The 21,773-nt window shown below is 53.9% G+C and carries 22 protein-coding genes; 10 read left to right on the top strand and 12 right to left on the bottom strand.

Annotation, left to right across the window (positions count from 1 at the left end):
- The first annotated feature begins 8 nt into the window (after positions 1-8).
- Positions 9-1,085: an AraC family transcriptional regulator gene (locus tag SAMA_RS11070; protein WP_011760231.1), complete on the top strand. Its 1,077-nt coding sequence runs from the start codon at positions 9-11 to the stop codon at positions 1,083-1,085.
- Here the strand turns inward: SAMA_RS11070 and SAMA_RS11065 are convergent.
- From SAMA_RS11065 to SAMA_RS11045, 5 genes are all read right to left on the bottom strand, one after another.
- Complete coding sequence (locus SAMA_RS11065; protein ID WP_011760230.1) at positions 1,036-2,226, bottom strand: SO2930 family diheme c-type cytochrome; 1,191 nt, start codon at positions 2,224-2,226, stop codon at positions 1,036-1,038. The genes SAMA_RS11070 and SAMA_RS11065 overlap by 50 nt on opposite strands.
- Before the next feature lie 47 nt (positions 2,227-2,273).
- Positions 2,274-4,922: a parallel beta-helix domain-containing protein gene (locus SAMA_RS11060; protein ID WP_011760229.1), complete on the bottom strand. Its 2,649-nt coding sequence runs from the start codon at positions 4,920-4,922 to the stop codon at positions 2,274-2,276.
- A 189-nt stretch (positions 4,923-5,111) separates the two neighbouring features.
- Positions 5,112-5,957: a D-hexose-6-phosphate mutarotase gene (locus SAMA_RS11055; RefSeq protein WP_011760228.1), complete on the bottom strand. Its 846-nt coding sequence runs from the start codon at positions 5,955-5,957 to the stop codon at positions 5,112-5,114.
- 198 nt (positions 5,958-6,155) lie between these two features.
- Complete coding sequence (locus tag SAMA_RS11050) at positions 6,156-6,716, bottom strand: VOC family protein (protein WP_011760227.1); 561 nt, start codon at positions 6,714-6,716, stop codon at positions 6,156-6,158.
- Between the two features lie 7 nt (positions 6,717-6,723).
- On the bottom strand, positions 6,724-7,221 hold the full coding sequence (locus tag SAMA_RS11045; RefSeq protein WP_011760226.1) for a L,D-transpeptidase family protein: 498 nt from the start codon (positions 7,219-7,221) through the stop codon (positions 6,724-6,726).
- Between the two features lie 165 nt (positions 7,222-7,386).
- Here SAMA_RS11045 and SAMA_RS11040 point away from each other — a divergent pair, with 165 nt between their 5' ends.
- Both SAMA_RS11040 and SAMA_RS11035 read left to right on the top strand, forming a co-directional pair.
- On the top strand, positions 7,387-8,223 hold the full coding sequence (locus SAMA_RS11040) for an ion transporter (RefSeq protein WP_041409824.1): 837 nt from the start codon (positions 7,387-7,389) through the stop codon (positions 8,221-8,223).
- An 11-nt stretch (positions 8,224-8,234) separates the two neighbouring features.
- Positions 8,235-9,752 (top strand): MATE family efflux transporter, encoded by a 1,518-nt coding sequence (locus SAMA_RS11035; RefSeq protein WP_011760224.1) that lies wholly within the window; start codon positions 8,235-8,237, stop codon positions 9,750-9,752.
- A gap of 124 nt (positions 9,753-9,876) precedes the next feature.
- Here SAMA_RS11035 and SAMA_RS11030 read toward each other — a convergent pair whose 3' ends face one another.
- On the bottom strand, positions 9,877-10,095 hold the full coding sequence (locus SAMA_RS11030) for a DUF2986 domain-containing protein (RefSeq protein ID WP_011760223.1): 219 nt from the start codon (positions 10,093-10,095) through the stop codon (positions 9,877-9,879).
- 69 nt (positions 10,096-10,164) lie between these two features.
- Complete coding sequence (locus SAMA_RS11025; protein WP_157608324.1) at positions 10,165-10,602, bottom strand: hypothetical protein; 438 nt, start codon at positions 10,600-10,602, stop codon at positions 10,165-10,167.
- A 78-nt stretch (positions 10,603-10,680) separates the two neighbouring features.
- Here SAMA_RS11025 and SAMA_RS11020 point away from each other — a divergent pair, with 78 nt between their 5' ends.
- From SAMA_RS11020 to SAMA_RS10990, 7 genes are all read left to right on the top strand, one after another.
- The gene (locus tag SAMA_RS11020) at positions 10,681-11,370 is read left to right on the top strand and encodes a membrane protein (protein WP_011760221.1); all 690 of its coding nucleotides are present in this window, start codon (positions 10,681-10,683) and stop codon (positions 11,368-11,370) included.
- Between the two features lie 129 nt (positions 11,371-11,499).
- Positions 11,500-12,510 (top strand): 2Fe-2S iron-sulfur cluster-binding protein, encoded by a 1,011-nt coding sequence (locus SAMA_RS11015; protein ID WP_011760220.1) that lies wholly within the window; start codon positions 11,500-11,502, stop codon positions 12,508-12,510.
- Positions 12,511-12,759: 249 nt separating this feature from the next.
- Positions 12,760-13,188 (top strand): GNAT family N-acetyltransferase, encoded by a 429-nt coding sequence (locus SAMA_RS11010; protein WP_011760219.1) that lies wholly within the window; start codon positions 12,760-12,762, stop codon positions 13,186-13,188.
- Positions 13,189-13,259: 71 nt separating this feature from the next.
- The gene (locus tag SAMA_RS11005) at positions 13,260-13,964 is read left to right on the top strand and encodes a DUF445 family protein (protein WP_011760218.1); all 705 of its coding nucleotides are present in this window, start codon (positions 13,260-13,262) and stop codon (positions 13,962-13,964) included.
- Positions 13,965-14,028: 64 nt separating this feature from the next.
- Positions 14,029-14,376 carry a VOC family protein gene (locus SAMA_RS11000; RefSeq protein ID WP_011760217.1) on the top strand — a complete coding sequence of 116 codons (348 nt, stop codon included), beginning with the start codon at positions 14,029-14,031 and terminating at the stop codon, positions 14,374-14,376.
- A gap of 8 nt (positions 14,377-14,384) precedes the next feature.
- On the top strand, positions 14,385-14,726 hold the full coding sequence (locus SAMA_RS10995) for a 5-carboxymethyl-2-hydroxymuconate Delta-isomerase (protein WP_011760216.1): 342 nt from the start codon (positions 14,385-14,387) through the stop codon (positions 14,724-14,726).
- A 1-nt stretch (position 14,727) separates the two neighbouring features.
- The gene (locus SAMA_RS10990) at positions 14,728-14,922 is read left to right on the top strand and encodes a DUF1289 domain-containing protein (RefSeq protein ID WP_011760215.1); all 195 of its coding nucleotides are present in this window, start codon (positions 14,728-14,730) and stop codon (positions 14,920-14,922) included.
- A 135-nt stretch (positions 14,923-15,057) separates the two neighbouring features.
- Here SAMA_RS10990 and asnB read toward each other — a convergent pair whose 3' ends face one another.
- From asnB to purM, 5 genes are all read right to left on the bottom strand, one after another.
- Positions 15,058-16,722 (bottom strand): asparagine synthase B, encoded by a 1,665-nt coding sequence (gene asnB, locus SAMA_RS10985; RefSeq protein WP_011760214.1) that lies wholly within the window; start codon positions 16,720-16,722, stop codon positions 15,058-15,060.
- Between the two features lie 319 nt (positions 16,723-17,041).
- The gene (locus tag SAMA_RS10980) at positions 17,042-18,670 is read right to left on the bottom strand and encodes a M28 family metallopeptidase (RefSeq protein ID WP_011760213.1); all 1,629 of its coding nucleotides are present in this window, start codon (positions 18,668-18,670) and stop codon (positions 17,042-17,044) included.
- A gap of 202 nt (positions 18,671-18,872) precedes the next feature.
- Complete coding sequence (locus SAMA_RS10975; RefSeq protein WP_011760212.1) at positions 18,873-19,619, bottom strand: HAD-IIA family hydrolase; 747 nt, start codon at positions 19,617-19,619, stop codon at positions 18,873-18,875.
- Between the two features lie 254 nt (positions 19,620-19,873).
- On the bottom strand, positions 19,874-20,512 hold the full coding sequence (gene purN, locus SAMA_RS10970) for a phosphoribosylglycinamide formyltransferase (RefSeq protein WP_011760211.1): 639 nt from the start codon (positions 20,510-20,512) through the stop codon (positions 19,874-19,876).
- A complete protein-coding gene (gene purM, locus SAMA_RS10965) occupies positions 20,512-21,549 on the bottom strand; it encodes a phosphoribosylformylglycinamidine cyclo-ligase (RefSeq protein ID WP_011760210.1) in 1,038 nt (345 codons plus the stop codon). Before purM ends, purN begins: the two co-directional genes overlap by 1 nt.
- Between the last annotated feature and the right edge of the window lie 224 nt (positions 21,550-21,773).

The following is a 21,773-nucleotide window of genomic DNA, read 5'->3' as shown; positions in this document are numbered from 1 at the left end:
AGTCAATCATGAATATGTCGTTATCAAATTACCGTGCCGGTGCCATGGTGGGTGATCAGGGCTATCCTGCCTGGGAGCTGTTGCAGATCCTGTCAGCCATTCGACGGCTTTTTGGCGAGCAGGCCCACAGCGATGTGTGTGCCCGCCTCGGAGTGGCCCCCGAAGTGCTTGGCCACATCACTCTGGTGCCCGTGTGGCAGGTCGATGGCGCCATGGAGGCTCTTTGTGCCCTCACTGATGACCGGGAAATAGGTATGCGGGCCGCGGCGGATTATCGCGTCAGTGAGCTTGGGTTTCTCAAAGGCCATCTTGCACGCTGCCAAACCTTAGCAGATTGTTTCTATTTGCTGAATGACAATCCGGAATGGGCCGGCACCATGAATGACAGCCTGGTGACCCTGACCGGTGGCAAGCTCAGGGTTCGCTGGATTAATACCCTGAGGATCCCGGATAGCCAGTTTCACTGCCACTTTCTTCATAGTTTGGGCGCCCTGGTGGTACTCGGGCGAGAGCTTTGTGGTCAGGCGTTTCCGCTGGGCAGCATTGCCCTGACTGAGGCTTCTCACCCCTGCGCTTTTATTGAGTCACTGTGCGGCGTTACTCCATCGTTTGGTGCACCTTTTTGCGAATGGACTGTGGATGCAGCCGTGCTGGCGCTGCCCGTGAGCTATGCCTTTAGCGACGAAGAGCGCCGCGAGCCCGAATTGATACAGCCAAGTTATATCTATCAGGTGTTACAGCAACTTAAGATTTCCATGCCCGTATTGCCCACACTCAATGAATTGGCGGCGCGTTTGGGCACCAGCGAGCGGACGCTCAGGCGAAAACTGGCCGAAAATGGCTGCAATTTTCAGCTGCTGCGGGATAAGGTGCGAAGTCAGGCGGCCATTGCATTAATCATTGAAGGCCGCCTGAGCGCCGAGGACATCGCTGAGTCCCTTGGCTTTACCGACGTTAGCCATTTCCGGGCGAGTTTCAAGCATTGGTTGGGGGCGCCGCCGGGGAAGTTTCAGCGGCTTGTTGCCGGTTACCCCACTACTGACAGTTACCCACCGACGGGGCCATCAAGTCTATCCAGCGACTGATCTGCGTTACGGCTTCACTGTGCACCAAAGCTCGTCCCACTGGCGGCATGCGGTCTTTGGCCGCTGAAAGCGTCTGTCGATAGACCAGAATCGAGTGGTCGCCGTTGCCCGGCACTATGTCGTAGGAAAGCCCCCGCTCGCCGCCATCCCAACCGGGCGGCTGCTTACAAATTCCGTACTGATAGCTGTGATGATCGGTTTCGAACCCGAGCCTGAGTCCCGATACGCTGGCAAAGCCGTCGGCCTTGTGGCAATGGGCACAGTTCACATCGAGATAGCCTTTCACCCGCGCGGTAAGGTTTTGCTGCTCATCCCCAATGGCAAAGGTCTGTGGCAGTGAGTCAATCTCGCCAAGCCCTGTGAGCAGCCCCTGGGATGCAAACCATGTCAGCTGATTAATCGACTCATCATTAACGGTGATGGCTTTGTTCAGCAGCAGCGGTTTGGGACCTATGGGCGCTATGGTGGTCAGGCCATTCCGGGCGCTTTGATGGCAAATCTTACACTCGGCGCGGCTGGGCACGTGATAGGTGAAGTTCAGCGTGTCATTTGTGCTATTCATACTGTGGGATACATCGGCACCGGTTTCGGCAAGGTACGCCTCATCCCCATTCCACAGATAGGGCAGCGCCGTCCATCCACTCTCGCGGTGGATAAGCAGCCGGGTCTCGATAAGCCGGGCAGCAGAAACATTGGTGTCTGAGGTATCTGAAGGCAGTAAGAAGCTTTTAACCAACACGGTGCCCACCGGCAACGACAGGGCATCTCCTTGTAACACCATGGGCTTGTTTTCGGGTAAGAAGATAAAGCGGCGTTTAATGGCATAGTCGGTAAAAAGCTCACTGGCGAGCTGGTAGGCCACACCCGGCGTATGGGGTGCCAGAGCCGGGTTGCGGCTGTCGCTGAAAAGCCGGTAGTCAGACAAGCGCGCACAGTTTGTGCTCATCAGGGCCTCATGATTGATGCTGCCATTATTGTTGTCGCACACCGAAGTGGCAGGCGGCGTTACGACAATTGAGGGCGGCGCTGTGGGCGCTGTGCTCTCACCTTCACCACCACAGGCCGTGAGCGCCACAAGTAAAAGTAACGGCAGTTTGGGTTGCAGCATCAGCAGTGCAGAACGCAATCCTGGATTCGACATCTTGGGTACCTGTTAAGAAAAGGCCGGGTTTCCCCGGCCATGTGACATCAGTTGGAGCAGGCTGCCGCAGGCAGGCGTTTTATCCATTCATGGATAAGGGCGACACCTTCCTCATGGGCGAGGCTGCGACCAATCTCTGGCATGCGATCCCCGGGCTCAGTGCTTGCCATCCTGAAATGCATGATGGAGCTGTCTGGTTTTGTGGGCACCACGTCATAGCCCAGGCTGCCGCCACCGTAGGCCACCGGCTGCTTACAGGTGCCGTGGGAGTAACCATTGTCATCGCCATAACCGCGCCAGTACTCAAGCTTGAGTCCTGTGTTGGAGGCGTTGCCTTCGGGGCGGTGACAGTGGGCGCAGTTGATATCCAGATATCCCTTGGCGGTTTGCATCAGGCTGGCATCGTCAAGTGCTGCGAGGCCAGCTTCATCACCATCGTGGAAGGCCGGGACCTTGGGTACGCTGGACAGTTCAGGCAGGCCTTCCAGTATTCCGGCGCTCTGCCAACGACTGAGTTGGTTCACTGTGGCGTCGGCATAGGCAAAGTCACCGTTAAGGAAACGTGCCTTTGGTCCTATGGGCACAAAGCGTGGGAACTCGTCGCCCTCGGCCTTGAATTGATGACACTGTTTACACTGGTTGATGGAAGGCACGACATAGTCAAAGGTTTTGGCTTCGCCCTTGTGCATGACCGTCTTGGCCTGAATGGCGCCGGGTTTGGTCAGCACAGCATCGCTCTTTTGGGCATTCCACACATAGGGCAGGGCGGTCCAGCCGCTGGCACGCTTGATGAGCAGGCGGGTCTCAATCAAATCCTCATTGGCGATGCCGCGCTTGCTGGTGTCAGCAGGCAGGGCGAAGGTTTTGGATATCACTGTACCCACCGGGAAATCAAAGGCTTCGTTTTCACTGTATTGGGCCTTGGTACCATCCGGCATAAACACGAAACGGTATTTGCTGGCGTAGTCGGTGAACAGCTGAGTGTTCAAATCATAGGGCATGCCGCCATTGGCATTTTGAGTGGGGTCGGTTTCATCGGCAAACAGCCCATAGTCAGACAGCTTGGGGCAGTTGGCTTTGGCCAGGGCATTCCAGTTCACACCGGAGGCCGTGCTGTCGCACAGTGCCTGATCGCCATCGCCAATGATGCCGCCGTCACCGTCGCCAATGGTGCCACCACCACCAATCAGGTTGCCGCCATCGCAGCCTGCGGTATCGTCATCCACGCCGCAACCGAAAATTTGTTCGCCAAAGGTGACTGTGTGCACCGGCAGGCTCACCTGGGCACATTTAAGCAGATTGGTTTGGGTCTTCTCGTACAGCACATCGGCAATGCTCATGTCGGTATTGCTGTTGCTGTAAAGCTGCCCCATGCTGACATCGCCGTTATTTTGCATACAGACATTGTCACTGCCGTCCGCAGCGAAAGGCATTTCCCTGAGTCCCAGATAGGCGGCGGTGCCATTGTTGGCGAGCAGTTCACCCAAACCGTCATAGAGGATCCCGGGCATGGCGCCGTGGGTCAACACGTAGGCATTGATGATGTCGGTGATGAGGTAGCCGTTGGGTTTGGCGCCGTAGCCGCTTATCTCGTTGTCATGCACATAAATATTACGGGGTACAGGGCGCCAGCCATCTTCGATGGACTGACCGGGCTGGCCGTAGTTGGCAACAAAGTCGCTGATTTCGGGTTCGGCAATGAAGAAGCTCGATACCGTCAGGCCAAGGGTGTCGTGATTGGTGATTTGGTTATTGAAAATCTCCACGTCGTTGGTGGAGAGAATAATCACACCGGTGCCGGGCGGCACTATGTGTACGCCGGCTGGATTGGCTGAGGCATTGGCAAAGTTGTGGGTATTGTTGTCGTAGACCTTGTTGTCAAAAATCCTCACGCTGGAGCCGTATCTGTGGTTATTGATGGGCAGGTCAAATACCAGAATACCGCCGGTGTTACCCATGGCTTCGTTGTTGTAAACGTCGGCATAGCGGCTGTTTTCAATCTCGATACCGGCCACGTTTTCTTTGGCGATGTTGTTGCGCACGACGATATATTCGGATTGGCCAACGTAGATACCGGCATCGGCGCTGCCACGTACGTAGCTGTCTTCAATCAGAATGTTTTCGCACTCTACCGGGTAGAGTCCATAGGCGCCGTTGTCCTTGTCCAGCGCGCCTTCCCAAACGGCGCCAACTTTACGCAGTATGATGCCATTGGTGTTTTTCAGCTTGATGCCGTTGTTTTTGGCTTCATAAACAGACAGATCCGCAATGGTGATCTGCATGGCGTTTTGTACGAAGATGCCGTCTCCAGAGTTGGCATTGGCAAAGTCCAGCACGGTTTCGTCCATGCCATATCCCATGATGGTGACGTTTTTGGCAAAGGCACCGTCACCGTCCACATCACCGTCAAACAGCAGGGTAGACTGGATCTCAAACCGGCCCTTTGGCAGCACTATCACATCGCCGCTCTGGGCGTTAATCAGGGCTTCCTGAATGCGGGTAGTTAAGTTGTCGCCCGCTTCAATCATGATGGCGCCTTCAGGAAAGCTGGGTCCGCCGGAGGTGGGCGGTGTGACAACCGGTGGCGGTGGCGTTGGTGCGGTGTCTTCGCTGTCAGAAAAGCAGCCCCCCAGTTGCAATGCCACGGCCAGAGCGACTGCGGATGGCAGCCAGTGCTTTCGAGTCTTGTTGTGCATGAGTGTTCCTCGTTATTGTTATATATCTGTTAAGAAACCTTGCACGAACGTACACATTAGGCAATGAGAAATCCGGCCAACCTGCTTGGGATTGCTTTGACGAGCCAGCAAGAGGGAAATTTCAGGCAATAAAAAACGCGCACAGGCGCGTTTTAGGGGAATAGGGTTTGGCTCAAGGCCTTTGGTGACTCAGCGCCAACGGATATGGGTCGTGAGGGTATGGGTTTGACCTGGGGCCAGCTCTACTTTGTCTTCCAGTACATTGGCAGCTTCCAGGCACACCATGGTGAGGTAGTCTTCATCCCTGAAACGAGCCAAGCGCTGTGACTTATCAATCCACGGATTCCAGAGTACGGCCGACTGGCTATGCTCACGGCTGACCTCAATCACGCCGTCCGGCGTGTGCAGGGTCTGGCAGGGGCCAAGGTCGGTGTAGACCCTGTCGGTTTCACGGTCGAACCCGACCTCATCGCCTTCCTGAGCATAGGGACCTTCACCGAACTCGATGTACTTGGCGCCACTGAAGCCCCTGGCACTGAGCGCGTGTATATCAGTGATGGGGAAATAGCTGTGCAGCGCCTGAGTGAGGCTGACATGGCTGTCGCCCAGGTTGCGGTTTACCAGAGAAACGGCCAGGGTGTCAGTGAGACGAAAATGGACTTCGACCTCGGTGTTATGGGGCCAAAACTGGCGGTCGTCCACCGCTATCTCAAGGCCAAATACCAGCTCGACTTCTTCATTATGAATATGGCTGTGCTTAAGATGCCACAGACGGGTGCGGGCAAAGCCGTGCTGGGGAAACGCCGGATTGCTGTGCATGCCAAACCAGGGCCAGCAAACAGGTACTCCTCCACGGATACCGCTGCCGGGGAGGTAATCATCGGCTTCAGAGACCCAAAGCAAAGGCGGTTTCCCCGTGGGTTGGAAGAAGTCTATCTGGGCGCCCTGCAGAAAAATTCGCGCCTTGCAAAGTGCGGTACTGACTTCAATGTAATCGAGTCCCTGGGGATGTTTTTTGTTGCTCACCGACGCCATGGATGACTTCCTCCATTTAGCTGTAAAGGCGTGGATGGGGCCACGCAGAATAGGAAATTGCCGCCTACTTTACCCAAGAAAGTCGGCTCTGATAAACCGCTTCAGACCTTCTTTGGCGGTTTTGTCTGTTCGCCAGACAAAACACTGCCAGAATAATCATGTTCTTAGAGGTGTGACATTGACCTGTTAACGCAGGCGTTAAGCCTGTTCACTGGCAACGATGGCTTCGATTCCATGGGGGTGGACTTTGACCGTTAATCCATCGAGCCCAAAGGCCAGGGTGGGGTTGGGTAGACGCTCTGCGTCACCCTGGGGCGAACTGCGCTTGACCTTAAAGGGGCTATCACCGGCAAGCACGGCACCTATCGAGGGTACTTCAGCCACCAGTGCCTGCTCAAGTGTGTCACAGTCGGTGGCATTACAAGCCAATACCAGCTCTATGTGCTCCCAGCCTTCACTGGGGTACTGCTTGCTGCCCGGGTAGGGCAGTTCGATACAAGGTACTGTGAATGGCCCGAGGTTTAGCGCAGTGTGCAGCTTAATAATCAGAATGGGGCGCCCATTAATCATATTATTGCTGATGATACAGCCCAGATGACTAAAGGACTCTGTGAGCTTGTCGGCCGCTTCCCGGGTATTGACTCTCAGTGATGCATGGTCGCACTCAAGCTTAAGGTCGGTTAAACCCAGCTTATCAACCAGGGCGAGTATACGGGTCTCAAATTCGGACCAGCTGTTTAACAACGATTCCAGTTGCATCCTTACCTCAGGGCCAGATTTCGATAGGAGTGCCTGGGTCTATCAATTGCCACAGCTCATCCATGTCTCTGTTGGTGACGGCGATACAGCCGTTGGTCCAGTTATACTTTTGCGCTTCTTCTGCACTCAGGGGCGATTTGGGGTCCTGACCATGGATCATAATGGCGCCACCGGGGCTTATACCGAGGGCTTTGGCGCGCAGAATGTCTTCGTCGTTGGGATAAGAGATGTGAATAGAGCGGTAATAGGCGCTGTCGGCCTTTTTAAAGTCCAGCAGGTAACGGCCCTGTGGGGTGCGCTGATCGCCTTCTTTGAGTTTATGTCCCTTGGGGTTGTCGCCCATTGCAATGCGATAGCTCTTAATGAGCTCACCGCGGTAAAACACCTGCATTTGTGCTTCTGCTTTGTTAACCACCACCAGGTCTACTTTCTGACCCGGTTTAATTGCATTTGCCTGCACACTGGCACTGACCAGCAGCAATAACACCAACAGCTGACGAAACATGAAATCCCCAATCCACCATTATTCTATGCACAAGACGTGCTGAATCGAATTCTACCCAAGGCTGCGGCAGCTGAAAACTGCATTGAGAATTGTTTTTGAGCCAGAGGGATTGCCATGGCACACTGTGGAGCGATTCAGACCCATTCCAAGGACTTCAGGGAACCCATGAGCCAACCCCAGGCCGATGCTGAGAGTGAACTCAAGAAAAAACTCAGGATAATCATTTTTGGCACAGATACACCGGCGGGCCGCTGGTTCGACTTGGCACTCATCCTGTGCATCATTGCCAGTGTGACTCTGGTACTGCTGGATACTGTCTCCAGCATCAACGCCCGCTGGGGCGGGCTTATTCATGTTCTTGAGTGGATTTTCACCGTCATTTTTACCCTGGAATACGGCATCAGGATTTATTGCAGCGCCCATCGCTGGCAGTACGCCCACAGTTTTTACGGCATAGTGGATCTCTTGTCTGTGTTGCCAAGTTATCTCGCGCTGTTTTTCCCGGGGGCCAATTTCACCCTCATCATCCGGGTGCTCAGGCTGTTCAGAATATTCAGGGTGCTCAAGCTCTTGAGATACCTCAGTGAAGGGAATCTGCTGCTCAAGGCCATGATGCAGTCCAGTCGTAAGGTGTTTCTGTTTTTCTTCTCCGTCAGCCTGATCATCATGGTGCTCAGCGCCATCATGTATATGGTTGAAGGCCCCGAAAATGGGTTTTCGTCCATTCCCAAGTCTATCTACTGGACCATAGTGACCATTACCACTGTGGGTTATGGGGATATTACGCCTAAGACAGAGTTGGGCCAGGCGATAGCAGCACTGACCATGCTGATAGGTTACTCGATTATTGCTATTCCAACGGGCATACTCACCGCGGAAATTTCTCAGGAGATTGGCCGGCACCGGGATCTGAGACGTTGCAGTAACTGTTTGAAAACCGGTCATGATCAAGACGCCGAATACTGCAATAAGTGTGGCAGCGAGCTGCAAAAAGAGCCGTAACAGGACCCATAATGACCCAAGCTAAATTTGTTGAAGGGCCGATACTGCGCCACATATTGGTGATGAGCTCCACCGCTGCGGTGGGCATTTCGGCACTGTTTTTGGTGGACTTGCTGGATATCTTCTTTCTGAGCTTACTCGGGGAAGCGGAGCTTGCCGCGGCCGTGGGATACGCAGGTACCATTTCATTTTTCACCACGTCCATCGGTATTGGCTTATCTATTGCGCTGGGGGCACAGGTGTCCCGTGCCATTGGCGCAAGGGAAATCGACAACGCCAAACGGCTGCTGATGAGCTCGCTTCTGGTGACCCTGGCAGTCTCCTCCCTGGTATCGTTGCTCGTATCGCTGAATATCCCAGCACTGCTGACACTGGTGGGCGCCACCGGACAAACGGCAGAGCTTGCCGCGGACTATCTTTATATTCTGGTGCCCTCGCTGCCTTTTATCTGCCTTGCCATGGCCCTTGGCGCTGCACTCAGAGCGGTAGGGGATGCCAAGCTCTCTATGGTATCGACTCTGGTGGGGGGCGGCGTCAATCTGGTACTCGATCCCATATTGATTTTTGTGCTTGCCATGGGCATTGAAGGGGCTGCGGTGGCCTCTGTGCTGGCGCGTTTATCAGTGATGTTGGTGGCCGGACGCGGTGTGTTTGTGAAACACGGGCTGGGCAGTAAACCCACACGCGATGCTTTTGTTGGCGATTTGAAACCCATTTTCGCCATTGCCGGACCGGCCATGATCACCAATGTGGCAACCCCCATCGGAAACGGCTTTATGACCCGCGCCATCGCTGAATTTGGCGACGCCTACGTGGCAGGATGGGCCGTGCTCGGGCGTCTTACCCCCGTGGCTTTCGGGATGATATTTGCACTTTCAGGCGCCATAGGCCCCATCGTTGGACAGAATTTTGGTGCCCGGCGCTACGACAGGCTCAGGGATTGTTTAACCCAATCACTGTTGTTTTGTACTGTTTATGTGGTGGGTATGGCGCTGGTGCTGTTTCTGGCTCAGGACCTGATAGTCAGTGCCTTTGATCTTAAAGGTGATTCGGCTGAATTTATCGGCTTTTTCCTCACCTACATCGCCGTGTTCTTTGTGTTTTCCGGGGCACTCTTTGTCGCCAATGCATCGTTCAACAACCTGGGTAAAGCCAAGTATTCCACGGTGTTTAATGTGGGCAAGGCGACACTGGGGACCTTGCCCTTTATCTGGCTAGGTGCCCAATACGGCGGCGTATACGGTGTGCTTATCGGGCAGGTGTTGGGTTCAGTGCTGTTTGGTGTTGCCGGTGTCTATACCGCCTATCGTCTGGTCGCCTCCTTTGAAAGTGACCGTAATGCCACAAAGGAAGCGGCCGACGAAGAGGTGGTGCCTGCCAGTTCCAATCCCTTGTCGTCATCCTTTGTGCAGATGGCGACGCACACCGAAGAGAAGGATTGCATAGGCGCCCAGGAGGCAACAGAGTTTTTGGTTAAGCCTGAGATCTGCCCATCTGAAGCGGGCGCAGTACCGAAAGATAAAGTTTGATAGCCCTGGTCAAGGTGTAAATGGCATAAAAAAGGCTCCGCAGAGGAGCCTCTTTTATTTGGCAAGATGCTGTAACGTGCCGGGATTTAAATCATACTGGCCATTCAGTGAGCTTGGCATTGACTCAGTTGCCTGTATCGGCGGCAACGTCGGCATCCATTTCATTGCTCGATGTATCAGTAAGCTGTGCCTCACCGGCCAGTGCTTCTGCTTCCAGTTTCGCGCGCTCGGCTTTGGAGATGTATCTGTCTTTGGCTGCACCTGCGTTGGGCTTTTCTTTCTTGTTTTCTCTGGCCTTGGTGCGTTTGGCCATTTTCTTAATCAGTGCCTGTCTTCTGTTCATATTAAGCTCCGCGCAATCGAGCGGCGAATACTACCCAAGCAGCGCCGAAAATGCCACTGATATGGCGTGTTAACCCTGTCTTCCAAAGCGTTGCCTGTCATCATCGGTGGCGCCTTCGGTACATTCTCCGCGAATTTCGGCCCTGTCTGCCTGAATGAGGCGACTGATTTCTATGCTGCCTTCACGGCAAAAGCCCGACATGGCAAGAGTCCGCTTCAGCCCCAGTTCGATTTGCTCTGTCCATTCGGTTAAGTCAGGACCGGACGAGCGCTTTCGTCGGTCGCGCCCGGTCAATTCCAGGGGTTGCATGGTTATTTGTGGTATCACCCGGGTATTGCTGACACTGTAAGTAAAGAGCTTCAGACCATTCTCGGCAATGCTGGTGGTCAGTTTGTCGCGAATAACGCCTTCATATTTTGCCACTGGCTCGATGTCTGAGCCAGTGGATGCAGCGCAACCTGCGAGCAACAAAGCCCAGAATACCAGGGCGCTGGTTTTGAATAACACGGTTTTAATTCCCCAAAAATCGGTGATAATCACTGTGATCAAGAGTAACCATATTCACCCGGGAATCAATGCTTTTCCATGACTGAGTTTTGGCACAATCTGTGGGTTAGTATCGACTGGCACTTCACCTTCGCCGATGGGGTGGCGATAGTATTGCTGTTGATTTGGTTGTGGATTATCTGGCCCAAAGACGACCTTATCGGCCTGCTGGCAAACAAGGAGCGGCAATTAAGGGCGCTCTTATCCCTCAGCGCCATCATGGGGCTCTGGCTTTTTAATGCCGGTGTTCATGGCTTACTGCAGTTGCACTTCTTGGGACTGGTTACTCTGATGCTGATGTTTTCATGGCGTCTTGCCTCTGTACTCGCGCTGCTGCCCTGCGCCTTTTACTGCCTTGTGGTGTTAAAACAGCCCTGGCTCTTTGGGGCCTATGCCCTGATGGGGGTATGTCTGCCACTGTATCTGGCGTTTGTTATCCATAATCGCGGCTTTTATTGGTTGCCTAACAATGTGTTTGTGCTGATTTTTGTCGCTGGCTTTTTCAACGCCGGGGTGTCTCAGGTCAGTCATGAGGGGTTTTGGTCGCTGTGGCTGTGGGCGTCAGATATGCAGCCAGCGGAGGTGCTGTGGCAGGATTATCTTTCTCTATCGGTGCTTATGGTGTTTCCCGAGGCCTTGCTCAATGGTATGGCCGTTACCCTGCTGGTGGTATATCGTCCCCAATGGCTCAGTGATTACTCCGACCGTTACTATCTGTGGCGCAAGTGATCTTCCAGTGAGAGCCATACGGCGCATTTGACCTGGCTCGCTCCTTTTAAAGCTTCACTTGACAAGCCTGGATGAAGTCAGCATCTTGAAGCGCCTAACCCCTTCCCGGCAGGGAGAGCCACACATCACATGACGCTGTTTTTTCTGGATAACCAGCGCTTCCACGCCGAATCCGGCGAAACCGTTCTGAGCGCCCTCAAACGCGTCGGTCATCCGATTAATTACTCCTGCACCAAAGGTCAGTGCCGCAGCTGTTTGCTGCGTCTGGATGAAGGCAAGATTGCGCCCAAGGCTCAAAAAGGCCTGGAACCGGACCTGAAAGCACAGCAGTTGGTGTATGCCTGTCAGTGTGTGGCCAAAAATGGCATGAAGTTAAGCAGTCCCGCCGAAGACACTTATGTCAGTGCGCGGCTGCTCGATAAGCTCAGTCTGAGCGAGGATGTTACCCGCCTGATCATTAAACCCGATACAAGGACTCCATACATTCCAGGGCTTTGTACCGGTATTCGTGGCCCCGAAGGACTTGGCCGCACCTACGGTATTGCGCCGGGGCAGGGAGAGGGCACCTTTGCCGTACATGTACGGCGCAAGCGTAATGGCCGTTTCAGTCGGTGGCTGTGTGACGAGGTGAAGGTCGGTGGAAGCTTGTCGCTTACCCGCCCATGGGGTCGGTGCAACTACGATGGGGCATATGGAAATGACGAGCTTATTGTAGTGGCCTTTGGCACGGGAATAGGTCCTGCGCTGGGGTTGGTGCAATCGGCGCTCGACAGCGGCCATCAAAGGCCCATCAGTCTTTATCACTGGGGTAAATATCTTGACGATCTGTATTTGCACCGCACCCTGCTTAAGTTGATGCTTGAGCATAAGGTATTGCATTATCAGGGGCTTATTTCAGCATCGAGCGATGCCGACCGCATCGATAATCATAGGGTACGCCTGATGGACGTGCCACAAATCCTGAAAGAGCGCCACGAGCTTGGGAGAGACAAGCGACTGTTTCTATTTGGTGAGCCGGATATGGTGGCCAAGGTGACCGAATACGCCTTCCTGTGTGCCCTGGACATGGACAGAATTCACGCCCAATCCTTTGAATACCGCGATCTGCGCCGCCGGCCAAGAAACCAGGACGGGCAGTAGCCTCTTTTTAGGCTGAGCCGCCAGTTGGCTCAGTGCACCGCCCTGTGGCGCCGGATGCCAGGGGGGCAGGTCAGTCGGCCCTTTTCGTCACGTTTCGCTGCGCATTATTAGCCCGTGATAGCCGCGGATGAGCAAATGCACCCCATGGAAAAGAGCTGCATCTTCGCCAGTGTCTTTTTTAATTTCATTGTGTTACCTTCACTCGAGTCTTTCTGGGCCCTGGAGCTTTGGATAATTCAAGGAAGAAGCATGCAAATACGTTTAGCCTCCGACAACGATCTCGACAATCTTGTTCCCCTGTTTAATGCCTACCGCCAGAGTCTTGGCTCTGCGTCTGACCCCATTGGAGTCCGTGAGTTTTTGGCAGCGCGCTTGACCGAAAATGACTCTGTGATTTTCGTCGCCTTGGACGAACACAACGCGGTGGGATTTATTCAGCTCTATCCCTCTTATTCATCCTTGCATCTCAAGCCGCTATGGTATTTCGACGACAGCTACGTCACCCCTGCGTATCGCGATCACGGTGTGGCTGACCTGCTTGCGGGTAAAGCCATGGAGCTTGCCATGGAAACCGACGTCCTGTGCGTGCGTCGTACTCTGGTGGATGCCAATACTTCGGTTGTGCTGGACACAGAAACCGGCGATCGCAGTATCTATCAGGTACTTGCCCAGCACTGAGGACGTTGGCCTCGGTTGGACTCCTTGCTAGAATGCCGTCGTTTTGTTTGTTGTCCAACCGGGGGATTTACATGAATAAAGGGCTGGTAACCAATGGGTTGGCTGCGGCCATTACGGCTGCGGGCTTTGCGGCAGAACAACCGCTGCTGACCTCGGTCGGTCTGTTTTCTCTCTCAGGCGCGCTCACCAACGAGCTTGCCGTACACATGTTGTTTGAAAAAGTGCCCGGGCTCTATGGTTCGGGTGTGATCCCTGCCAAGTTCGAGTCCTTTAAAAAGGCGATTCACGAACTCATGATGCAGCAGTTCTTCACCGACGAGAACATCGACCGGTTTTTGAGTGATGGCGCCGGTCACAGGGCGCTGGACTTATCCGGCGTCATTGCCGGCGTAGACTTAACCCCCGCATTCGATGCTCTGGTGGAAACCGTTGCCCAGTCTTCCTTTGGTGGCATGCTGGCCATGTTCGGTGGCGTAGAGGCCCTGGCCCCGATGAAGGCCCCCTTCGAAGAGAAAATGAAAGCCTCTTTAACCGAAATTGCGGCGTCGGATAATTTCCACGAGCAGCTTAAAGCAGCGCTTGAACAGCCAGATATGTTGTCAGACTTTAGGAGCCAGATAGCACAGATAGTGCAAAATCGCCTCGATGAACTCACCCCGGAGCTGGTAAAACGCCTGGTGCAGGACATGATCCGTGAGCACCTGGGTTGGCTTGTGGTGTGGGGAGGCGTGTTTGGCGGCCTTATCGGTCTTGTCGCCGGGCTGCTACAGGCATAAACTGGCTGTGGTACGGTAAAAGTCTGCGTAAGGTGTAAATGCCCATCGGCGTCAAGGAAGCATGATGAACCGCATAAATACCATTAACTATTTGGAAATTCCCTGCAGTAAGTTGGCTGAAACCAAGGCATTTTTCAGTGCAGTATTTGGCTGGGACTTTCTTGATTACGGTCCTGAATACAGCTGCTTTTTGGATGCAGGTATCGACGGTGGCTTTTATCTGGCCGACATAAGCTTCAGTGCTGCGGCAGGACCACTGTTGGTTCTTTACAGTGATGATTTAGCGGCGAAACAGGAGCAAATCATGCACCAGGGTGGCCGTATAGTCCGGTCCGTCTTCAGCTTTCCCGGTGGTCGACGTTTTCACTTTGCCTGTCCCAGTGGCAATGAATATGCCGTCTGGTCTGAATAGGAGTTCAAGTGCCTCATTGTATTATTGATTTTTCAGCCAATGTTGGCGGACATGATATCGCACAGACGCTGACGCGCGCATGCCACAGCGCCATGGTTGCCAGTGGCTTGTTTGAGCCGGCGTCCATTAAAACCCGGGCCCACCGCGCCGAAGCAGCTCAAACCGGCGAGGGCAGCGATAGTTTTATCCATGTCGATATCAGCATCATGCCCGGACGCAGCAGTGAGCAAAAGCGGTCGCTGATGGAAGCGATGGCCAAAGCCATCGATACCATGACTATTGAGGCATCCAGTCTCACCATGGAAGTGCGCGAGCTGGAAAAAGCACATTACTTTAAGAAGTTGGCCTGAAATGGATAAGTTACCGTCTCCCTGCGTTCGCAATTGCTGCCTGACCAATGAGGACATCTGTATGGGGTGTGGCCGCAGCTATCAGGAAATCCTCGATTGGCATCAGGCCAATACACACCGGCAGCAGTTGATACTGGAAAAAGCCAAAGTACGGTTGGAGGAAATGGCTGAGATGCGTGGGCAGCCTCTGCGGTAAACTCCGCTGGATTTTATTCACTCAGAAATACCAGCTCACAAGTAAAAGCCCCGTCTTCAGTGCGGGGCTTTTTGGTTATTAGGCTGAGGTGTTTTTATCCGCTCTCGCGGAAAAGCGAACCATGGGGTAGCGGCTTCAGTAGCTTTGGGCGTGTACTTCCCGCACTGCTCGGCCGGAGGGGTCGATAATACCCTGCAGGCTGGCATCCCAGGCAAGCGCCTCAGGCGTCGAGCAGGCCACACTCTTGCCACCCGGTACGGTAAGGGCCGCAGACTCCAGCGGGAACAACTCTTCAAAGAAGCAGCGGTAGAAATAGGCCTCCTTGGTTTCCGGCGTGTTGTGCGGGAAGCGGAAACGGGCATTGGCCAGCTGCAAATCGTCCACCTGAGCCGCGGCTTGCTCCTTGAGACCATCAATCCAGCTGTAACCTACGCCATCGCTGAACTGTTCTTTCTGACGCCAGGCGATTTCGGCCGGTAACTTGTGTTCGAAGGCTTCCCGCAGAATGTGCTTCTCGATTTTGCCCTTACCGGACATCTTGGCGGCCGGGTTTAAGCGCATCGCCACATCCATAAATTCTTTATCGAGGAAAGGCACACGCGCTTCCAGGCCCCAGGCTGCCATGGCCTTGTTGGCGCGCAGGCAATCGAACAGGTGCAGCTTGTCGAGTTTACGCACCAGCTCTTCGTGGAACGCCTGAGGGTTAGGCGCCTTATGGAAATACAGGTAACCGCCAAACAGCTCATCAGCGCCTTCGCCAGACAGGACCATCTTGATACCCATAGCCTTGATTTTACGGGCCATCAGGTACATAGGTGTGGCCGCGCGTATGGTGGTGACATCATAGGTCTCCAGGTGATAAATCACGTCCTTGATGGCATCCAGCCCTTCCTGGAAGGTAAAGTGGATTTCATGGTGTATGGTGCCAATGGCATCGGCTACCTTGCGTGATGCGGCCAAGTCGGGCGAGCCTTTGAGACCCACGGCAAAGGAGTGCAGCTGGGGCCACCAGGCTTCACTTTCATCGTTGTCTTCAATACGACGCTTGGCAAAGGTTTGGGTGATGGCCGACACGATGGATGAGTCCAAACCGCCGGACAGCAACACACCATAGGGCACATCTGACATCAACTGGCGCTTCACGGCGGCTTCGAGTGCACCGCGCAGTTCTTCCACGCTGGCCTCGTTGTCGACCACAGCGTCAAAAGCTTGCCAGTCGCGCTGGTAGTAACGAACGGGCTGCGCGTCGGTGCTTGACAGATAATGACCGGGGGCAAAGGTTTCGACGGTTTTACAAACCGGCACCAATGCCTTCATTTCGGACGCCACATAGAAGTTACCCTTGGCGTCACGGCCGGTGTAGAGTGGAATGATGCCAATATGGTCGCGGCCAATCAGATACGTGCCCTTGGCTTTGTCGTACAGTACAAATGCGAAGATGCCGTTGAGCTTGTCGAGAAAGTCGCTGCCGTATTCCTGGTACAGTGCCAGGATCACTTCGCAGTCGCTGTTGGTCTGGTAACTGTACTTGTCGCCAAGCTCTGCCTTGAGTTCTTTGTGGTTGTAGATTTCCCCATTCACTGCCAGTACCAGGCTGCCATCGTCACTGATAAGCGGCTGGGCACCGTGCTCTATGTCAACAATTGCAAGGCGCTCGTGGGCCAGCACAGCGTGGTCGTCGGCGTAAATACCTGACCAGTCGGGGCCGCGGTGACGCAATAATTTGGACATTTCCAGGGCAACCTGGCGCATGGCGCTGGCATCAGACTGGATATCGAGAATGGCAAATATCGAACACATAACAAACTCCGCACGTCACTTCATAGGCATCAATGTTTTGTCACTTTGCCAGTGAATTCTGCAATAAGCAAACAATAAAAATGATGAAATGTGATTTTTTCGGCTTATTTTGTGGTAATGATCTTGCGCTGTGATGTTGTTAAATAAATTTTCATCAAAATTAGTTTGGTTTCATTGTCGATAGTTAAATTGCACTGTGTAAGAGGGCCGGTGCCTTGGTGTATTCGTAATGCAGTGTCATTTTAAGCGTGTGGATGGGCAGCGGTTTGATTGCGCAGAAAACACACAGGGCACCTTTGAGGTGCCCTGTGGTGAAGATTTAATTCGCGGGTCTTAACGGGTAAAACTCACTTTTTTGATAATAGCCGGGTCTGTGCTCATTGTTGGCCAGGGTTCTGGCGACATCGTAATAGAGGGCAAGATCCTGAAGGGCGCCGGATAAATCCCAATCGGCACGATATTCATCACACACGTTGTGATAGCAACCTTTCATTTTCTGTTGCATCTCAGCCTTATAAGTAGCGGTGGCATCGTCCAGGGGAATGCTGCCGCCACCGGCGAAGGCCGCAGAAACCCCCAGCTTGGCAAAGCTGAAGTGATCAGAGCGAAAGAAGCCGCCGGAGGCGGGATTCTTTTCAGCCACTGCTTCCCGTCCCTGGGCTTTGGCCGCCGCGACAAGATAGTCTTCCAGCTGGGATTGCCCCTTGCCCACAATGGTAAAGTCCTTGGTTCGGCCGAACACATTGGTCGAATCGAGGTTCAGCACGGCAATGGTCTTGTCGATGGGAAACAGTGGATTGGCGGCATAGTATCTCGACCCAAGCAAACCCTGCTCTTCACCCGTGGTAGCAATAAAGGTGATGGAGCGACGGTTCTTAAACCCCATGGCATCCAGCGCAGCAAATTGCCTGGCAATCTCGACAATACCGGCGACACCAGAGGCGTTGTCGAGGGCACCATTGTAGATTTTATCGCCGTCGCGGCTGTCATCCTTGCCGATATGGTCCCAGTGGGCGGTAAAGAGGATATGTTCATCGGCTCTGTCGGTACCGGGCAGAGTTGCCACAAGATTATAACTGTCGGTAAAGGTTGCGCTGTTGGTAAAGGCAATGTCGGCGCTTTGCTTCAGGTCGTGATTTCCCGGTGTCAGGGCGGCCTCCTGGCTCAGCGTATCCAAAGACAGGCCCGCCTCGTCAAAGAGTGCCTTGGCGGTATCCAGGGTCATCCAGCCTTCCACCTGAACTCTGCTGTCGGTTTGACTGGCATCGGCCAGGTCTTGCTGTGGTCCGGTCCAGCTGTTTTCTATGACAGACCAGGGGTAGGATGCGGGCGCTGTGTCATGAATGATGATGGCGCCAAGTGCTCCCTGACGACTGGCTTCTTCAAACTTGTAACTCCAGCGGCCATAGTAGGTCATGGCCTTGCCCTTGAACTTGCCGGATTCCGGCGCAGCAAATCCCGGATCGTTGACCAGGATAACCGCAATCTTGCCCTGCATATCAAGGCCAGCGTAATCGTCCCAGTCATATTCTGGGGCCTTAATGCCATAGCCTACAAACACCAACGGCGCGTTGCTTATCTCTACGCCCTGGTTGTTGTGGCGACTGCCAAGCACAATGTCTTTTCGGTATGCAGGATGAAGATTGCCGAGGCGAATTGCCTGATTTTCTGAGGCGTTGTAGGTCACCATGGGCACGCTTTGTAAAAAACTGCCATTGTTGGTGCCTTTGAGTCCGGCGGCTTTAAACGCAGTGGAGAGGTAGTCGAGGGTGAGCTTTTCACCGGCAGTGGTGGGGGCGCGGCCTTCAAAGGCGTCAGAAGACAGGATTTTGATGTCGTTCCTGAAACGCGCCTCATTAAAATCCGGCGATGGCGCCGTGGCGGCAGTCTGACCGCCCTGGCTGCAGGCGGTCAGCAGCACAAGTCCCAATGGGAGCAGTGATTTCATAGGGTACCTTGTTGGTATTCTGTTGTTATTGTGTTTTGCATTTGATTTGCGGCGCCCATAATGACAAAGGCCGCTTACCTATGACAAGGCAAACGGCCATTTTTATGTGTCAATTTGTGAACATACCCTGGGTGAATGCACTTGGGCTGACACGCACGTTCACACATTTGGGAAAGTGATATCGTGCAGGCGTTGGTGCGGATCAGAAAATATCGATGTCACCGGCACAATTAAACACATGATTGGGCCTGAACGGCTCTTTCTCTATGTCCTCAAGACGGCTCACGCCAGTGAGTACCAGTATGGTCTCAAGGCCCGCCTGGAAACCGGCCAGAATGTCGGTGCGCATATTATCGCCAATGATAACCGTGTTTTCCGAGTGGCCGTTGATGTGGTTTAAGGCCGAACGCACTATCCAGCTGCTGGGTTTACCCACGTAAAAGGGTTTGCGGCCGGTGATCCGCTCAATGGGCGCGCACAGGGCGCCACAAGCCGGTGAAAATGCCGGGCCATGGGTATCTGGATTGGTGGCAATAAAGCGGGCGCCATCGGCTACAAACCGTGCCGCTTTATGGATCATATCCCAGTTGTAAGAGCGGGTTTCACCCACAATCACAAAGTCGGGGTTGATGTCGGTGATGGTAAAACCGGCCTTGTAGAGTTCGTGGGTGAGAGCGCCTTCGCCAATCACAAAGGCTTTGCTGCCTTCCTGATGTTTCAAAAAGTCGGCGGTGGCCATGGCGGCGGTGTAAAAACATTCCTCGGGGACGTTAATGCCCGCGGCATCGAGGCGGTTTTGCAGATCTTTGCCGGTTTGTACCGGGTAATTAGTCAGGATAACCAAGGGGTTGCCTTGTTCCAGCACCCGATGAATAAATTTGTCGCTGCCGGGCACCAGTTTGTTGTCGTGCAGCAGTACTCCGTCGATATCACAGATGATGTTTTTCATTGAAAAATCCTGTTCAAGGTTCCGTCGCTGGCGAAAAGAATGGACGGCCTCATTATCTAAAGCCAAATCGGCGGCAAATTCAACGATAACAGAGCGAGTTAGCGGCGGTTGTCAGGATTTAACTGAAAGGAGGTGAGTCCGCTGTGACCCGAGCGTCAGGTCGCGGGAGAATAGATTGCCGGATAAAAAAAGAGGCCACCAGGGCCTCTTTTTTCATTAAGCAGCAAGAGAGTGTGCTGCTCGCTTCAGTCTGCTCAGTCCGGCGCGTAGCCGCCTGGACCAATCAGGCTGCCATCGAGATAGGCGCCATTGGCGTCCATTTTCAAGCGGCCTGCGGCATACCATTTGACGACCAGAGGGTAGATGGCATGTTCCTGCTCATGTACCCGTTCGGCAAGCGCTTGAGCGTCGTCACCCTCATAGATGGGTACCTTGGCCTGCAGGATAACAGGACCGGCATCCAGCTCGGGGGTGACAAAATGCACACTGGCACCATGCTCAGTATCACCGGCATCGATGGCGCGCTGGTGGGTATCCAGCCCGGTGTACTTGGGCAGCAGTGACGGATGGATATTCAGCATTTTACCCAGATAGCGGCTGACAAAGCCTTCGCTGAGAATGCGCATAAAGCCTGCCAACACAATCAGATCTGGCTGATAAGCTTCAATGGCCGCCGTGAGGCGCGCGTCATAGTCAGCGCGTTTTTCACCTTTTTTGGCGATAACGCAGCTGGTGTTTATCTCGGCATGGTGGGCACGGACCAGACCATAGGCATCAGGCTTATTGCTGATAACGCCAACCAGTTCAACGCCGCTACGGCCCTGACACTGGTCGATAATGGCCTGCAGATTACTGCCACTGCCGGAGATAAGGACAACGACGCGACAACTCATCAGAGGATCTCCACCTGCTCTTCATCGCCATTACGCGCGGCGATATGGCCGATGTGCCAGGCGTTTTCACCTTCGGCCTTAAGGAGTTCAAGGGCCGCGTCAACCTTGTCGGCGGGCAGGGCAACAATCATGCCCACGCCGCAGTTAAAGGTGCGGTACATTTCGTAGGTTTCGATATTGCCGGCAGTTTGCAGCCAGTCGAATACCACAGGCCACTGCCAGGAATCGCCCTGAACCACGGCTTTGCAGTTGTCAGGCAGTACGCGTGGGATGTTTTCCCAGAAACCACCGCCGGTGATGTGCGCCATGGCGTGTACGTCGCTTTCGGCAATCAGCTTCAGCAGTGATTTGACATAAATCTTGGTGGGTTCCAGCAGGTGCTTGATGAGCGGCTTGCCGTTCAGATCCATTTGAGGATCGGCCTTGCTCACTTCCAGTACCTTACGGATAAGAGAATAACCGTTTGAGTGAGGACCACTTGAGGCGAGTGCAATCAGCGCATCACCGGCTTTTACCTTGGTGCCGTCGATGATGTCGGCCTTTTCAACCACACCTACGCAGAAACCGGCCAGGTCGTAGTCTTCGCCTTCGTACATGCCGGGCATTTCGGCGGTTTCACCACCAATCAGGGCGCAACCTGACTGGAAACAGCCTTCACCAATACCATTTACTACAGAGGTGGCTGTCTCTACGTCCAGCTTGCCGGTGGCATAGTAGTCGAGGAAGAACAGTGGCTCAGCGCCCTGCACAATCAGGTCGTTCACACACATGGCGACCAGATCAATACCCACGGTGTCGTGGCTCTTGAAGTCAATGGCCAGACGCAGCTTGGTTCCCACGCCGTCGGTACCGGATACCAGCACTGGGTGCTTGTATTTGGTCGGCAGTTCACACAGGGCACCAAAACCACCCAGGTTGCCCATCACTTCAGGGCGGCGGGTGCGCTTAACGGCAGACTTGATGTTTTGCACCAGTGCGTTGCCTGCATCGATATCGACACCGGCGTCTTTATAGCTCAGTGGGGTAGGAGTGCTCACGGAGGATCCTCTAGTAGGGTACATCGAGTGGTTTTTATTGGGGCCGTATTCTAGCAGTTTGTGAGGGGTGTCGAAAGGGTAGTTTTGACTATCAAATGTGCTTTTGGCGGGATAAGTCGCGACAGGCTTCACGATTCGGTGTTTGAACAAAACTTTATGTTTTATCGAGAGAACAAATCATCTAAAATTCCAGAAATTTGCCTGAAAAACGCCAAAAGTCGCAG

The organism is Shewanella amazonensis SB2B (assembly GCF_000015245.1).
In the GTDB taxonomy this organism is placed as follows: domain Bacteria; phylum Pseudomonadota; class Gammaproteobacteria; order Enterobacterales; family Shewanellaceae; genus Shewanella; species Shewanella amazonensis.
This window is presented reverse-complemented; position numbering and strand designations above follow the sequence as displayed.

Coding starts and splice junctions, on each gene's coding strand:
- SAMA_RS11070 (WP_011760231.1), top strand. CDS start 9: ATGAATATGTCGTTATCAAATTACCGTGCCGGTGCCATGGTGGGTGAT.
- SAMA_RS11065 (WP_011760230.1), bottom strand. CDS start 2,226: ATGTCGAATCCAGGATTGCGTTCTGCACTGCTGATGCTGCAACCCAAA.
- SAMA_RS11060 (WP_011760229.1), bottom strand. CDS start 4,922: ATGCACAACAAGACTCGAAAGCACTGGCTGCCATCCGCAGTCGCTCTG.
- SAMA_RS11055 (WP_011760228.1), bottom strand. CDS start 5,957: ATGGCGTCGGTGAGCAACAAAAAACATCCCCAGGGACTCGATTACATT.
- SAMA_RS11050 (WP_011760227.1), bottom strand. CDS start 6,716: ATGCAACTGGAATCGTTGTTAAACAGCTGGTCCGAATTTGAGACCCGT.
- SAMA_RS11045 (WP_011760226.1), bottom strand. CDS start 7,221: ATGTTTCGTCAGCTGTTGGTGTTATTGCTGCTGGTCAGTGCCAGTGTG.
- SAMA_RS11040 (WP_041409824.1), top strand. CDS start 7,387: ATGAGCCAACCCCAGGCCGATGCTGAGAGTGAACTCAAGAAAAAACTC.
- SAMA_RS11035 (WP_011760224.1), top strand. CDS start 8,235: ATGACCCAAGCTAAATTTGTTGAAGGGCCGATACTGCGCCACATATTG.
- SAMA_RS11030 (WP_011760223.1), bottom strand. CDS start 10,095: ATGAACAGAAGACAGGCACTGATTAAGAAAATGGCCAAACGCACCAAG.
- SAMA_RS11020 (WP_011760221.1), top strand. CDS start 10,681: ATGACTGAGTTTTGGCACAATCTGTGGGTTAGTATCGACTGGCACTTC.
- SAMA_RS11015 (WP_011760220.1), top strand. CDS start 11,500: ATGACGCTGTTTTTTCTGGATAACCAGCGCTTCCACGCCGAATCCGGC.
- SAMA_RS11010 (WP_011760219.1), top strand. CDS start 12,760: ATGCAAATACGTTTAGCCTCCGACAACGATCTCGACAATCTTGTTCCC.
- SAMA_RS11005 (WP_011760218.1), top strand. CDS start 13,260: ATGAATAAAGGGCTGGTAACCAATGGGTTGGCTGCGGCCATTACGGCT.
- SAMA_RS11000 (WP_011760217.1), top strand. CDS start 14,029: ATGAACCGCATAAATACCATTAACTATTTGGAAATTCCCTGCAGTAAG.
- SAMA_RS10990 (WP_011760215.1), top strand. CDS start 14,728: ATGGATAAGTTACCGTCTCCCTGCGTTCGCAATTGCTGCCTGACCAAT.
- asnB (WP_011760214.1), bottom strand. CDS start 16,722: ATGTGTTCGATATTTGCCATTCTCGATATCCAGTCTGATGCCAGCGCC.
- SAMA_RS10980 (WP_011760213.1), bottom strand. CDS start 18,670: ATGAAATCACTGCTCCCATTGGGACTTGTGCTGCTGACCGCCTGCAGC.
- SAMA_RS10975 (WP_011760212.1), bottom strand. CDS start 19,619: ATGAAAAACATCATCTGTGATATCGACGGAGTACTGCTGCACGACAAC.
- purN (WP_011760211.1), bottom strand. CDS start 20,512: ATGAGTTGTCGCGTCGTTGTCCTTATCTCCGGCAGTGGCAGTAATCTG.